Source organism: Gilliamella sp. Nev5-1 (assembly GCF_001690895.1).
GTDB classification, from domain to species: Bacteria; Pseudomonadota; Gammaproteobacteria; order Enterobacterales; family Orbaceae; genus Gilliamella; species Gilliamella apicola_C.
Genome location: NZ_LZHO01000007.1, coordinates 17738 through 31674, shown reverse-complemented (window position 1 = coordinate 31674; position 13937 = coordinate 17738). Strand labels below are relative to the sequence as shown.

The following is a 13937-nucleotide window of genomic DNA, read 5'->3' as shown; positions in this document are numbered from 1 at the left end:
GGACGACCGTTATTCGGGCAATAAAGTGGTGCTACCGCTTCTCGAATAAATTCAAAATCAATGACTTTAGCTATTTTACGAACAAGATGATTTTGGGGGACAAGCGCATCTAGTGAGATTTGCTCTATTTTTTCTGGTGTCGCTGGAGTTGGTTTTTTTAGCATAGAAGAACTTCTCTTATAGCGGACTCCTCTCTATTAGATCAAAGAACTCGCCAAAAAGCGAGTTCTTTGTCATCAATCTGAAACCCCAATAGTTTGGGGTTTTTTATTATATGTAAACTTAATTCATTGCACTAATTATTTAGCTTGTAATTGCTGCTGTGTCTTTTTTTGTTTTCGGCTTTTAATTAACATTATTAAATTTTTATGTGGTGTTTTCATAGATTATTTCCTTTTAGTTATAATTATAGGGCTAATAAAGTAGTTTTTAATACGATTTTATTATATGAGTTTTAAAATCGCTAAGCGATGTTAACATCGCCTAGCTGTTTCTAACAATTAGAACCACTGACCAAAACGTTTGATATAAATACGTTTCATCAATTGTGCAACACAGCAATAGCTAAACAAGGTTGCTAAAAGCCATGGAAAGTATGACCACGGTAATGGCTGTAATCCAATTAATCCACCCAATGGAGAAAACGGGATATAAATACCCACAGCCATAATTAACAAGGTCATCACAATCACAGGAAATGCAGCTGTGCTCTGCACAAATGGAATTTTTTGTGTTCTCAGCATGTGCACAACCAAAGTTTGTGATAACAACCCTTCAATAAACCAGCCTGAATGAAATAGTGATTGCGCTTCAACACTGTTAGCACTAAAAACAAACCACATTAGTGCATAGGTTGTAATATCAAAAATAGATGATGTTGGTCCAATCCAAATCATAAAACGTTTAATATTTAGCGCATCCCATTTACGCGGTTTTTGTAAAAACTCATCATCCATTTTGTCCCATGGTAATGAGAGTTGTGAAATATCATACAGCAAGTTTTGAATTAGTAAATGTATTGCTAGCATAGGTAAAAATGGTAAAAACGCACTAGCAACTAATACTGAAAAAATATTGCCAAAATTCGAGCTCGCTGTCATATTTAAATACTTCATGATATTGCCGAAAGTTTCACGTCCACATATTACACCTTCTTCTAATACCATTAAGCTTTTTTCAAGCAGGATAATATCTGCGGATTCTTTGGCAATATCCGTTGCGGTATCAACCGAAATACCAACATCCGCATCACGTAATGCTGGTGCATCATTAATACCATCACCTAAAAAGCCAACGGTATGTCCGTTTTCTTGCAATAATCGAATAATTCTTGATTTTTGCAACGGCGTTAATTTAGCAAAAATAGTATGTTGCTCGATTTGTATTTTCAGTTCAGTATCGTCCATTTTTTCAACTTCAGTGCCTAGCAACGGAACACCTGGTTCTAAACCGACTTCGCGACACACTTTAATGGTGATAATTTCGTTATCGCCTGTTAATACCTTAACTCCCACACCATGTTCACTTAATGCCGAAATGGCTTCAAGCGCACTTTCTTTTGGGGGATCTAAAAAGGTTAAAAAACCACGAATTGCTAATGCAGTTTCGTCTTGTACTGTGTATTGCGCTTTTGTATCGCTAGCGGGAATATCTTTAACACCCACAGCTAAAACTCTAAAACCCTCTTTGTTATAATCATGAGCTAAAGCAATTAACGCTTGTTTGCGGTTGTCATCTAATGGTAAATATTCACCATTTTCATAAACATAACTAGCTATAGATAACATTTCTTCAACTGCGCCTTTGCAAATCATTAAATGGTTATCACCACCATTTTGTACAACAACTGATAAACGGCGACGCACAAAATCAAACGGTAATTCATCAATTTTTTTATATAAACCAACCCCAACCCTTTTCATATTGGTCTTTTCTTCAGTAAAACGAATGATCGCTTTGTCCATCAAGTTTTTCATACCACTTTGATAATAGCTGTTAAGCCAAGCAAGTTCTAAAACCGATGAATCAACTTGACCATTGATATCAAGATGATGTTCTAAAATGATTTTATCTTGTGTTAAAGTACCAGTTTTATCGGTACACAAAATATCCATTGCACCAAAATTTTGAATGGCATTTAACCGTTTAACAACCACTTTGCGCTTTGCCATGCCAACAGCACCTTTTGCCAGATTGGCACTCACAATCATTGGTAACATTTCAGGCGTTAAGCCAACAGCTACCGCTAAAGCAAAAAGTGCAGCATCACCCCAATCATTTTTTGAAAAACCATTAATAAAAAAGACGATTGGCACCATAATTAACATAAATCTAATAAGTAACCAGCTAACGCTATTAACCCCCCGATCAAACGAGGTTTCAGCACGAGATCCTACAATCGATTTTGCCAATGAGCCAAAATGTGTATCGGCGCCAGTCGCAACGACAATAGCCGTCGCAGTGCCACTTACGACATTAGTTCCCATAAAACAGATGTTATTTACATCAAGTAAATTATCTTTACTAATATTGGATGCTTCAATATTATCAGTTGTTTTTTGCGTAACTGCACCTAATGTATCGTACTTTTCAACAGGAATTGATTCACCCGTTAAAACAGCTTGGCTAACAAATAAATCTCGCGACTCAATCAATCGAATATCCGCTGGGATCATGTCACCAGCAGATAAATAAACAATATCACCGGGAACAATTTCACTTAATGGAATTTCAATGCGTTCTGGGCTTATATCTTTATGTGCACGGCGCAACACGGTCGCTGTTGTGCGAATCATTGACTTTAACGCTTCAGCAGCTTTGTTTGATCTAAATTCTTGCCAAAAACGTAATAATCCACTCAGTGACACCATTGTTAGAATAATAATAATCCCTGTTAAATCCGTTTCTTCGCCATTTTGCAAAGGCAACCAGAAATCAGTCACAAAACTAACAGAGGCCAACGCTAATAATACAAATATAAATGGGTTATTAAATGCCATTAATAATTGCACTAAAATTGAGGGGACTTTTTCTCGTGCGACTTCATTTTTACCGTATTTTTCAATTCTTGATTTTGCATTTTCTTGCGTTAAACCTGAAAGGCTTGATTGAAATTTAGATAAAATACTATCGAGGCTACTTTGAGCTTCATTGATAGCTTTGATATCTACACTATTTTGTATTTTATGTTGTGATGTATTTTTTGTCATCTTACGTACCTATATTCATAATTTTGGCAAAAGTATGCCTACTCATTGTTGCCAAGTAACGATAAGTAATTGAATTTTGTGATAAGCTAAAATTTAGTGCATAACAAAATTAGCCCATAAGCTATTTTTTGCAGCTAACTTGTGCTGCTAATTTGTACAGCCAATGCTGAGCATTAAATTAGCCAATAGAATTAATTAAGAATTTAGATACAACTCGGTGGTTCTAAGTGTTTTTCTGAAAGGTGTAAAACACGCAGTATTAAGCCTTGCGCGCATTGATGTTTTGAATTTGTGTGATAGCGTGTAAAAAAATGCATATCGTTCACCGTTACCGTTTTATCAATTTCGGTTTGTGAACTGAAAAAATGATGATTCAGACAGGTTCATTAACCGATAATGATGTGTTTAAATTTATCGCCCCACATTTTGGGGTGATCCGATTGAGTGTCCATATTTCTCCTGTAAATTGAACTCTACACTTTGTATTTCAACTTTTCTTTACTCTTATTTTTAACTTATGTAATAGCTAAAAAGAAAGAAAAGCTTAAAAGGCGGGGGAATTTATACGCCTTTAGCAAACAGATGTCAACCCATAAAATAGCAAAAGGACGGCATTTACTAAAAAACAACACTTATGGGCTTTTTTATTTACATTATGATATAGAATCGATACCGCTCTTATCCAATATAAGTTACAATCACACTACGATAAATTAACGAGAATATGTTAAATGAACCCTTCTGAATTACTTTATGCTAACTGGTTCAATTTGGTAATTATCTTTGTTCTGTCTTTGGTTGCATTTATCTACAAAAAACGAACTAAAAATGAAAATTTTGATAATATCATTAAGTATGCCGATATTTTAGAAAAAGTGCCTCACTCAAAATATCAAATGGATTATTTAAATAACATCAAAAAGAAACTTATTTGGGAAAAAGTCTGCTTTTATAAATCAGGCAATATCAACAAAGAAAATATTGCTATTTCATTAATTAATGCTGATGCCCATAATCTAATTAAACTCACCCAATTAGATTTATTAACGCAATATTTTAAAATCGATAAAAACCACATTACACCACTTAAACCATATTTAATTACAGAAGTGTTATTTAGTGGCATTGCCTTTGTGTTTGCATTTATTATATTGCTGGCTAATATTATTACTATGCTAAGCTCACCTTGGATAATTGATATCATTATTGCTACTTTGACAGTCTTTATCATTGTGACCGCGCTGTTTCTTTTTGCTGTAGATCCCATAAAACGATTCAAAACCTACCTTTTAATTCTAAAAGACAACGCTTTTTTACAAAGAGCAAACGATGAACTAGCGAAAATAATTGAAGATAAAAATTGCTAATTAAATGATTAATAATCCGTTTATTATCAACTTGATAAACATTTCTATCCCTTTTTCTATTTTTATAAAATAATTAACCCAATTGCCAGCACTTTTTATATTTAAGGTAAATAATCGAAAAAAGACAAAGGCTAATAAGCAATAATATCAATTCGACAAAAAACGATGCTTATTAACTAAAAAATGCCGGTTACATAGCGCCAAGTAAACTTGTTAAAAAACAACAAAAAGCCGTCAAAAAAACCATTAACTCTATTTATTTTAACTTTCCTGGATTAAAACATGAAGTGCAATTTTAAACTCGGTAAAGTGAAGAAAGTAGAAAGGAACGACACCCGATTTTCATATTATTACAAGCTGGAAATAATAAAAAAGAGATAGTTACACCATGATATTCGGCCAGTTTATCTAAATAACGGGTAACTCTCCCTGCCGGTAAGCTTACTGCAATATCAATACCTAATGCCTCACGATTAAAGTCATCAATGACATTGAATGTCCTAAAGCGACGTTGATTATAGCTACTATCACTCATAAAATCCATTGACCAACATTCACCTTGTTTATTAGGAACCAATAGCCTTTCTGGGCTTCGTGGAGGAATGCGTTTTTTGCGCTTTACTCTGAGATTACGATTAAAGCATTTAGGAAATGCCCCAGCGTAAATGCCGGCCTGTGATAACATTCAACACCGAAACAATCACCGAATCATCCTGTAACTTAGCTTGATAATAGTAAGCACAACGGCTTAAGCCAACAATGGCACAACTCATAGCAATAGTAACTGAATGATTTTGTTGTAGTTGCTGTGCCCACGTTTTACGTGCCTTTGTGGGCACTAAAGCTTTTTTATGATTTCTTCCTGGCGCTGTGATTTTAAACTTAGCTCAGCAAACATCTGTTTAAGCTTACGGTTTTCCGCATCAAGTTCTTTTAGACGTTTGATGTCTGAAGTTTCCATACCGCCCTATTTTTCCCGCCATTTATAGAAAGTTGAATTACCCATGCCCTATTTACGACAGAGTTCCTTGACAGGAATACCTGATTCAGCTTCTTTTAAAATAGCTACGATTTGATCTTCAGTCATTTTTTTCATCATTGAATCCTCTTTTACTTTTATCATAGAGAATTTTCTACTTTTTGCTGTACTATTTTAGGGGATAGTTACAGTTCAGCGGCTCAATATGCGTCCTTCGACAATAGATTGTGAGATAAAAAGAAACTCAAAATATAATCAAGCATATGAAGCGGTGAAAAGGCGAAAAAACAGCGGTAATGGTAAGCCGATAGTAGCTTCGGTATGGCATCAAGTTGAAAAATACCTAATGCGTTATTACAACCCAGAGCATGTTTCTGTAGTGGTCAAGTATTTTTAAACACAAATTTAGGTTGTTCTGCAATAGTCGGCGGTAAACCGGTGTTAAAAGTATGTGGTCGCCTTTGGTTATAATAATTGAATAAGTAGCAGAATATGTCTTACTTGGCTTCAGCTAAACGACGATAACCACCCACGGAAACCTATTCACTTTTCAAACTACGAAACAAGCGTTCAGTGGGCGCATTGTCCCAACAATTACCACGACGACTAACACTTTGCACTATTCCATAACGACTAAGGCGATGCCTGAATGCAGCTGATAAATACTGGCAACCTTGGTCAGAATGGAACATTAAAGCTTTGAGTTTACCTCGTAAAGGCCAAGCCATGTCTAATGCACTAATCACTAATTGATTATCGGCTTTATCTGATACGCTATAACCCACTACCCGCCGAGCGTACAAATCGGCTACTATCGCCAAATAAATCCACCTGCCACCCGCCCAAATATAAGTGATATCACTTGTCCATACCTGATTTGGACTAGGCGGGTTAAAGTTCCGTGATAGCTTATTGAGCAGTTCAAATTGCTCCTTGGTTGCACGGTTGAAATGCCTTGCTTTGGGTTACTTACTGTATAATTTAGCCTCTTTAATTAATTTTCTCACTTTATAACGCCCCATCTTGATACCTTACTGGTTCAGTTTTGTGGTTATCGTTCGACTGCCTACTGAGTCTCTACTTTGTTTGAAGAGGATTTCAACCTGTTGCCGGCGTTGTTGCCTGATTTTGTTTTCCGGGCGCAAACGAGAGTTATAAAATGCTGCTCAATATACTGCAAATAATGCGCAGACAATATTTATTGGGTATTGCTCGCTTAACTGATGGCTCAACGCATATTTTTGTCTTCGTCCGACATGAAGAGAGCGGTAGCCTTTTTTAGTATTTTCTTCTCCAAGTCAAGTTGTTTTATCTTTGTCTCCATGGCTTGAATCATTTGTTGCTCACGGGTTAGTGCCTTTGATTTATGGTATAGCTATCAAACTCTGACTTTAACTGAGCAACCCAACGGCACATTGTTGTTTCGCCCCCATTGCTCTGTAGGCTTCCTGTACGCTGTACCCTTGCTCAACTACCAGTGCCGTTGCATCTCGTTTAAATTCTACTGTAAATTTTTGTCGGTTTGTTGTCATTATTCACCTCATTTTGATGATATTAGTTTACCACCTAATTGAGTGTCTTGAATTATTAATGAACAATTCAAACCTTATCTAAGGCGAAAAGGTAAAACCTACAGACATTGCAAGGTGCCTAGCATTGAAGGAGGTCGCCGATATAAACAAACGGCCAATTAAACAACACCCAAGTTATGTTGAAAGCCTGAAACTGCAAGGACATTGGGAGGGAGATACCATTTTATTAGCTGTAAAGACAAGCAAGCGTTGGTGACGCTCGTTGAACGCAAAACCGTGCTAGTATTAATTGAGCACATCAATAAACGCACCGCTTCCGAAGCGAGAGATATGATAGCAAAATGACTAACGCCGGTTAAAACACTACCTTTGATAATGGAGCCTAATTTAATTATCATCGTGCTATTGAATATTATTTAAATACCACCATATACTTTGCGATTCTTATAAAAGCGGGCAAAGCGACACAAATGAAAACACCAATGGCTTAATCCGTCAGTTTATACCTAAGTCATCGGCCATTTCGCTTGTTGACAACAGGCAGGTAATGAAAATACTATATTTATTGAACTCACGCCCAAGAAAACGGTATAAGTTTAAAAGCCAGCATTCTTTTATTCTAAGCCGTTAAGACGAATTGCGCTTCATGGTGTAATTTAAGTTTTTGCGTAAAATTATGGGTTACTGCGCTGCTCTTTGTTGTTTTATTGAAAAGCGCTTTTATTTGCAATAAAAGCTTTAAGCCAGCTTGTAAGCTGGCTTAAAGCTTTTTGAGCGAGAGCATGGTGCTTTTATCCTTTAGCTAACACCCTAGTCCCCCCCTTCCCTGCCTACCTACTAAAAGTTTAGTGTTATAAAGGCGGCGGAGGTGGTGAAGGCGGGTAGATGCAAAAGGCTTCGTGCTTATCATAAACATACTTACCATCAAAATAATCATGATAGACTCCGCCTTCAACTAAAACGGAGAAATGCTTAAGCTTACCACTTTTTGATAAATCAAAATCACTAGTCCAAACGGACCTTGACGCCGACATGACTCCATAATACGAATCCTGATATCCCCACTCTGGAAAAAATGAGCCTATGTTTCGCTGGGCGAAATAAATTGATGAATGTGGTTTAGCACTTTCTAATCTAGGGCGACAAGGGAACATAACGCCAAAATTCTTAAAATCCCAATGAGTCCAATCATCATCCACGCTAGGATCAACATTACATTTCGCGTTGGTAAGATCTTTTATTCTTGGCATACCATAGCCTATGCTATCACACCATGCGGCCTGTGATGAATACTCATCTACGAGTTGGTAGTTGTCAATTGAGTATCGATAAACAAACCACTTTTTCAAGACAAAGCCATATTTAATTACCGCATTTCCACTGTCATCATAACCCACTATTTCAAATGCCTCGCCCAAAGTTGGCTTGGCTACTGGACCTGGGTTATCCGAGCCTCCTTGACTTTCGGTCGCTACTGGACCTGTTAAAGTAACCTGAACGCCTCCAGCCCACTCTATTTCGTTCCAAACTGACTCAAAATCCACCAACTTGTTTGGATCTGTAGGTAATACTGCCACGCTGGCAGTTATACCGCCATGGCTGACCGGTGGCCAATTTAACGTGCTGGGATCAACTCCCGCTATATCTAAATAAAAATGTAGACCATTAAGCCCCGTAGATGGGAAGTTCAACTCATATGATGAAGGATCAGTACTTTGAACATAAAACCCACCTCTAAAGTATTCATCACCGTTATCCATGCGTTCATATTTATCCACCCATACACCAGGCAAGGGAGAGGGGGCAAACTCATCCTCATTATCTACATTACTCTCTGGATTTGCTCTTACAAACCTGACAAAAGGTGCTGATGACAGCATGATTGCATCAGTACGATTATTGTCACGAGGTAATGCATACAAATCCCATGAAAATGGCAATGATAACAACAGTGGCAACGCCAGCAGGACTTTTGCGGCAAATTTTGAGGATAATTTAAGCGATAACTTCGAAAATATAAACGAGCTAAGGCTAAAAATTCGTCTAACAGCATTATTTGAAAGATATATGGCACAAGGCTGCCAGTGCCGATGTCTAGAATGATACAACATTACATTCCACCTTTAAAGTAAATTTTCGTTTCATTTTTACTTTTTGCCCACTAAGTGAACTTATTTTTTAACGTTGAAATTATAGTCTTTCAAAAATATTTAGCTAGTTTTTTTGTTAATTTTTTGTAAATTTTTTAATGCATGGAGTGTGATTGAAAGTCACCATGCTAAAGCGGGTTAGATCCGTTATTTTTAACTTTAAGTTTTTGTTGTTAATTTTAGATTTAATTGATTATTGGCATATTATGGCGCCAAGAGAAAGGTAATAGTAGATTAGTGATGATAAAAAAGGGCACATTTCCGCACTTAAAAATCAGTAAAAAAACATTGATTTTATTAAGTTTTTACTTGATATTTTCGCGAGAGATTATGGGTTACTGCGTTGCTTTTTGTTGTTTTATTGAAAAGCACTTTTGTTTGCAATAAAAACACTTAGCCAGCTTGTAAGCTGGCTTAAAGCTTTTTGAGCGGCGTATTGTACTTTTGCCCTTTTATCCTTGGCCTTCCCCTCCTATACTCAAGACTAAGGATTGACGCAAAGAGCCGTCACCCAGCTATCATTCTCAAAACTTCTACCATAAGTGACGTTACCTTCGGGAGCAACGACAAAATAAAAACGACGACCTCGTGTTGTCGTCAAAGAATCACTAGTCCAGACATATTCATCATTACATCTGGAGCCACAACCAGCGAATCTGAGATAGCCCCACTCAGAAATGAATGGTCCTATGTTTCGTTGGGCAAATTCATTAGGTGAATGTGGTGTGGCACTATCTATTCCTAAATTGCAGGGAAAATTAGCGTGATACCATGGATCGTACCCCCACGGATTATCTTCACATTGCGCGTTAGTCAGCTCTTCTATTGCTGGCACTCGATAACCTATACTATCACACCAATCGGCGTGTTCTTTTTGCCCTAACGCTACTCGATTCCCATCAACAGTCATGTAGCAACCATCGTATCCATAACATTTTCGAAAGACAAACCACTTTTGCAATTCAAAACCATATTTAATTACCGCCTTACCATCGCTATCATAACCCACTATTTCGAATGTCTGCGGTAAGGTTGGCAGGGTTACTGATGCTGGAGCGCTTGATAGTACTTGATCTTTGGTCGCCGCTGGTCCTCTTAATTTCACCTTGATACCTCCAAGAAACTCCCATGCATTTAGATTATAATTGTCTCTTGAATATGGAGGTACAAAACTCACGGTGGCTGTTATACCGCCATGCGTGACTGGTGGCCAATTTAACGTGCTGGGATCAACTCCCGCTATATCTAAATAAAAATATAGACCATCCATCCCCGTTCTTGGAAAGTTCAAATTATATGATGAGGGATCAACACTTCGAACAAAAAATCCGCCTTTAAAGACCTCATCATCCCACGCCCAGTTGGTAAAGTTGATATTATCAAATTCTTCTCTCCATATGCCAGGTAGAGCGGGAGGCCTCATACTATCCGCCTCATTACTTTCCCAAGTTGGCCTTGCAAACTTAACAAAGGGCGCTGGTGGCAGCATGATTGCATCAGTGCGATTATTGTCACGAGATAATGCATACAAATCCCGTGAAGATAGCAATAATAACAACAGCGACAACGCTAGCAGGACTTTTGTGGCAAGTTTTGAGGGTAATTTAATCGATAACTTCGAAGATATGAATGAACTAAGGCTGAAATCTCGCCCAGCAGCATTATTTGAAAGATTTAAGACATAGGACTGCCATGTCTGGTGTCTGGTGTCTGGTGTCTGGTGTCTGGTGTCTGGTGTCTAATATGATACGGCATTACATTCCACCTGTCAAGTAATTTATTGTTTTATTTAACTTTTTTATAACTGATTGCTCACTTAGCGAGCTTGTTTTTTTAGTTGATGAAAGTATAACCGCTAAAAAGAATCTTGGCTAGTGTTTTGGGGGGAATTTTTGTAGAAAAACGTGAAGAGTGTTTTTTGTTTCGATACCAATTTACAATCCGCCAACAATTAGTGGGTAGCTTAAAAATATGCTCATTTTGCACCAAAGAATCAGTCAGAAAACACATTGATTTTATTGAAGTTTTTTGAGAGCACTCTTTTTGCTAATCATTTGTAACATTTTGTTTTTTAAAAATAAAATTGGTGAATGGATATTTTTTAGAAAATATAAAAACCACGCTAACTATCTTTTTCTTCTCGGTTCCAATAGATTTTACGTCCAAATCCCAATAAATTACTGGTCATCTTTACACGTTGTAACTGTAATGACCAAATTGGTGCTTTTATTATTCTAGCAAACGGAAATGCTTGATAATATTGTGCATAAGCGTGCTTGGCCTGTTCTTTTTGTAATTGTATTGCTTGAGCTTGAAATTGGATGCCTTGAATTTGGGCAACCGTTTTAGGTGTCAGACTAATTGTGCCTGCAACTTGTGGACATGTTAACATGGCTTTAGCATGTTCAGTTTTTAATTCTGAAAGGAGATACAAGCACATTACACGTTCATCAAAGGCATAAAAGGCATTACATGCCCATGGTTTGTTGTCTGGTAAGATGACGTGAAGCGATAATACATGATGCTTTTTGATGAATTTAATAATTCTAGGATCCGTTTGCATATTTTCTGGATTCGATTGACGTTATTCAGGTTTAACGTTAAGGTGCAGATCTTCACCCCACCGAGGTAGCGATGGAACGTCCATGCCAAACAAATCAAGCGCCCTAGCTACACTGTGGGTGATCATGTCATCAATACTACTAATATGCTGATAAAGTGCTGGCACGGGTGGAAATATCACGCCCCCCATTAATGTGACTAATTCCATATTTTTAATATGCCCCAAATGAAGTGGTGTTTCTCTAATCATTAAGACTAACCGACGTCGCTCTTTTAATACGACATCAGCAGCACGAGTCAGTAAATTATCTGACAAGCTATTAGCAATCGCCGATAATGAACGCATTGAGCAAGGAGCAACTAGCATGCCGATTGTTTTATAAGAGCCACTAGCAATTGCAGCACCAATATTGTTAATGGAATGCACTTTATCCGCAAGTGCTTCGATTTGTTTTATATTCATGTTAGGAACTTCGTATGCACTTGTTATTTGTGCTGCTTTAGAAATAACAAGATGAGTTTCGATGTCCATTGGTTTTAATAGCTCTAACGCTTTTATTCCATAAGCAATTCCTGTTGCACCACTAATGCCAATTATTATTCGACGCGTTGTCATGTCTATTCCTGTATTAATATCCAATTGCGATAAAATCATTAATTATTAAACAGTCAACTTATAACATTATACTGCTCATAACAAGCGATATTAAAGCCAGCTATCAAGGATAGTGACTATACCTATATATGCGTAGCGAATCAAGTAGACAGCAGGTGATTCTTAACTTTATTGATACATTGATAATAAATAAATTAAGAAGCGGAGGTTAAGTTATTAAGCAGTATTGATGGCTACCAACATCAGATTTTGGCAGCCATTTTTAGTGAATTATTCTTTAGCCATGGGTTCATTAACAACTTTAGTTTGTTGGTTACCTTGAATAGCCTCGATTTTTTTTGCATATTTTGTTACATCATCTTTATTCGATAATAAACTATAAATTAAGGTAAATTCTGCACTTTGTCCTGGCTCAAGTTGTCGAACACGTTTTTGTTCACGCTCAATAGTTACTGGATAAGCAAAGCTAGTACCTGGCTCTAAACCTGTGACATAACCTTGTTTCAGTGTGTCAGTGTTTTTCCACAACGAAAGGACAGGCAACTGTTTAATATTATAAGCAATACCAGCGGCTTTATCGCCAGCTTTGTTAGTTACCATTACTTGAGTTTGACCGTTGCTATCAGCGAAAGGATACACATTAAATACCATTTCATCAAAGCCTTTTGTTGGTCCTAAATAAGTTTGCCATGTGTTTAAACCATTTTTAGCATAATCGTTAAATGGTGAGATTTCTTTTACTGGCGCAACAAACTGTGCACCTTCTTCAAGAATTGGCGTACCAAAATTGCTATGGTAGATAATTTGGTAATCGCGTGTATAATCACTTTTATTAGTCACCACATCATGCACGGTAAACTCACTACTTCCTGGTACATAGCTAAGTGATGCCCACGTTTCTAGGTTACTTTTTTTGAACGTATTTTCTTTGATTAAACCTTTAACTGTAATGGTGTATGGCGCTTTATCGGCAATATCCACCATTAATTTAGATACCGGCGTGTTTTGCGCACGGCCATGGAGCGTATACATCATACCATCAGCTTGCACCGCATGACCTGTCCACTCAAAACCACAGCGCACCATCATTTCGTTAAAACCATCTAGCCAACCTATGCCTCCACGACTTTCTAAATTAATATATTTGGGGTGAACAATTTCATTTACTGGCGAATCCCAGCCCATACGAACACCATCACCAACAACCGACAAGATACCTAATCCTCGAGTTGGGCTTAATTTAATCGTGAAGTTATCACTAGAAATAGTTAAAACTTCAGTACCATCTTGTTTACCACCTTTAAGCACGGTATTTTCAATAGTAAACATTTTACCTTTTACACCTAAAGCTTGGCTTGAAACCGACCAATTCCCTTTAGCAAGGCCGTTTTCATTATCAGTCAATACAAATTCTTTCGCATTGGCATGATAACTAGCCAAACTAAGTAACACTGCTAATGAAACAATTTTGATTTTCATGGTAAGACCTCATCGTTAATAAGTTAATACTGAATCGTTTCAG

Annotated in this window: 12 protein-coding genes and 2 pseudogenes; 3 read left to right on the top strand and 11 right to left on the bottom strand. The window is 37.2% G+C overall.

Annotation, left to right across the window (positions count from 1 at the left end; translation table 11 throughout):
* Window positions 1-164, bottom strand: a pseudogene (locus A9G41_RS13770) (IS5/IS1182 family transposase); the annotation flags it as partial.
* A 336-nt stretch (window positions 165-500) separates the two neighbouring features.
* Window positions 501-3209, bottom strand: a complete 2709-nt coding sequence (mgtA, locus tag A9G41_RS01210) for a magnesium-translocating P-type ATPase (RefSeq protein WP_065582976.1) — start codon at window positions 3207-3209, stop codon at window positions 501-503.
* A gap of 731 nt (window positions 3210-3940) precedes the next feature.
* On the opposite strand from mgtA, the gene A9G41_RS01205 reads away from it, so the two are divergent.
* Window positions 3941-4576: a hypothetical protein gene (locus A9G41_RS01205; RefSeq protein ID WP_065582977.1), complete on the top strand. Its 636-nt coding sequence runs from the start codon at window positions 3941-3943 to the stop codon at window positions 4574-4576.
* A 295-nt stretch (window positions 4577-4871) separates the two neighbouring features.
* Here the strand turns inward: A9G41_RS01205 and A9G41_RS13765 are convergent, their stop codons facing one another.
* The 3 genes from A9G41_RS13765 to A9G41_RS14605 are packed head-to-tail and all read right to left on the bottom strand — an operon-like array spanning window position 4872 to window position 5537.
* Window positions 4872-5261: a hypothetical protein gene (locus A9G41_RS13765; protein WP_141675244.1), complete on the bottom strand. Its 390-nt coding sequence runs from the start codon at window positions 5259-5261 to the stop codon at window positions 4872-4874.
* Entirely contained in the window at window positions 5221-5415 is a 195-nt protein-coding gene (locus tag A9G41_RS01195) for a hypothetical protein (RefSeq protein ID WP_065582979.1), read from the bottom strand. Before A9G41_RS01195 ends, A9G41_RS13765 begins: the two co-directional genes overlap by 41 nt.
* The gene (locus tag A9G41_RS14605) at window positions 5415-5537 is read right to left on the bottom strand and encodes a hypothetical protein (protein WP_255307310.1); all 123 of its coding nucleotides are present in this window, start codon (window positions 5535-5537) and stop codon (window positions 5415-5417) included. The genes A9G41_RS01195 and A9G41_RS14605 overlap by 1 nt, the downstream gene beginning before the upstream one ends.
* A 223-nt stretch (window positions 5538-5760) precedes the next feature.
* Here A9G41_RS14605 and A9G41_RS01185 point away from each other — a divergent pair, with 223 nt between their 5' ends.
* Window positions 5761-5952, top strand: a complete 192-nt coding sequence (locus A9G41_RS01185) for a hypothetical protein (RefSeq protein ID WP_065582980.1) — start codon at window positions 5761-5763, stop codon at window positions 5950-5952.
* Here the strand turns inward: A9G41_RS01185 and A9G41_RS01180 are convergent.
* From A9G41_RS01180 to A9G41_RS01165, 3 genes and pseudogenes are all read right to left on the bottom strand, one after another.
* Window positions 5939-7087: pseudogene (locus tag A9G41_RS01180) on the bottom strand (IS3 family transposase). The gene A9G41_RS01185 and the pseudogene A9G41_RS01180 sit on opposite strands and share 14 nt — an antisense overlap.
* An 851-nt stretch (window positions 7088-7938) precedes the next feature.
* A complete protein-coding gene (locus tag A9G41_RS01170) occupies window positions 7939-9195 on the bottom strand; it encodes a hypothetical protein (RefSeq protein WP_179854668.1) in 1257 nt (418 codons plus the stop codon).
* A gap of 526 nt (window positions 9196-9721) precedes the next feature.
* Window positions 9722-10660, bottom strand: a complete 939-nt coding sequence (locus tag A9G41_RS01165) for a hypothetical protein (protein WP_143425383.1) — start codon at window positions 10658-10660, stop codon at window positions 9722-9724.
* Between the two features lie 64 nt (window positions 10661-10724).
* Here A9G41_RS01165 and A9G41_RS01160 point away from each other — a divergent pair, with 64 nt between their 5' ends.
* Window positions 10725-10922 (top strand): hypothetical protein, encoded by a 198-nt coding sequence (locus A9G41_RS01160; protein WP_065582983.1) that lies wholly within the window; start codon window positions 10725-10727, stop codon window positions 10920-10922.
* Window positions 10923-11359: 437 nt separating this feature from the next.
* Here the strand turns inward: A9G41_RS01160 and A9G41_RS01155 are convergent, their stop codons facing one another.
* The 3 genes from A9G41_RS01155 to A9G41_RS01145 all read right to left on the bottom strand — a co-directional run bounded on the left by A9G41_RS01155 (window position 11360) and on the right by A9G41_RS01145 (window position 13894).
* Window positions 11360-11800, bottom strand: a complete 441-nt coding sequence (locus A9G41_RS01155) for a hypothetical protein (protein WP_065582984.1) — start codon at window positions 11798-11800, stop codon at window positions 11360-11362.
* 21 nt (window positions 11801-11821) lie between these two features.
* Window positions 11822-12415, bottom strand: a complete 594-nt coding sequence (locus A9G41_RS01150; protein WP_065567101.1) for a UbiX family flavin prenyltransferase — start codon at window positions 12413-12415, stop codon at window positions 11822-11824.
* A 270-nt stretch (window positions 12416-12685) separates the two neighbouring features.
* Complete coding sequence (locus A9G41_RS01145; protein WP_065582985.1) at window positions 12686-13894, bottom strand: aldose 1-epimerase family protein; 1209 nt, start codon at window positions 13892-13894, stop codon at window positions 12686-12688.
* Window positions 13895-13937 lie beyond the last annotated feature (43 nt).

Excerpts from the sequence above, each read along its gene's own strand:
- mgtA (WP_065582976.1), bottom strand. The coding sequence starts at position 3,209 with ATGACAAAAAATACATCACAACATAAAATACAAAATAGTGTAGATATC.
- A9G41_RS01145 (WP_065582985.1), bottom strand. The coding sequence starts at position 13,894 with ATGAAAATCAAAATTGTTTCATTAGCAGTGTTACTTAGTTTGGCTAGT.
- A9G41_RS13765 (WP_141675244.1), bottom strand. The coding sequence starts at position 5,261 with ATGTTATCACAGGCCGGCATTTACGCTGGGGCATTTCCTAAATGCTTT.
- A9G41_RS01155 (WP_065582984.1), bottom strand. The coding sequence starts at position 11,800 with ATGCAAACGGATCCTAGAATTATTAAATTCATCAAAAAGCATCATGTA.
- A9G41_RS01185 (WP_065582980.1), top strand. The coding sequence starts at position 5,761 with ATGCGTCCTTCGACAATAGATTGTGAGATAAAAAGAAACTCAAAATAT.
- A9G41_RS01205 (WP_065582977.1), top strand. The coding sequence starts at position 3,941 with ATGAACCCTTCTGAATTACTTTATGCTAACTGGTTCAATTTGGTAATT.
- A9G41_RS01160 (WP_065582983.1), top strand. The coding sequence starts at position 10,725 with ATGATTGCATCAGTGCGATTATTGTCACGAGATAATGCATACAAATCC.
- A9G41_RS14605 (WP_255307310.1), bottom strand. The coding sequence starts at position 5,537 with ATGGAAACTTCAGACATCAAACGTCTAAAAGAACTTGATGCGGAAAAC.
- A9G41_RS01150 (WP_065567101.1), bottom strand. The coding sequence starts at position 12,415 with ATGACAACGCGTCGAATAATAATTGGCATTAGTGGTGCAACAGGAATT.
- A9G41_RS01165 (WP_143425383.1), bottom strand. The coding sequence starts at position 10,660 with ATGAGGCCTCCCGCTCTACCTGGCATATGGAGAGAAGAATTTGATAAT.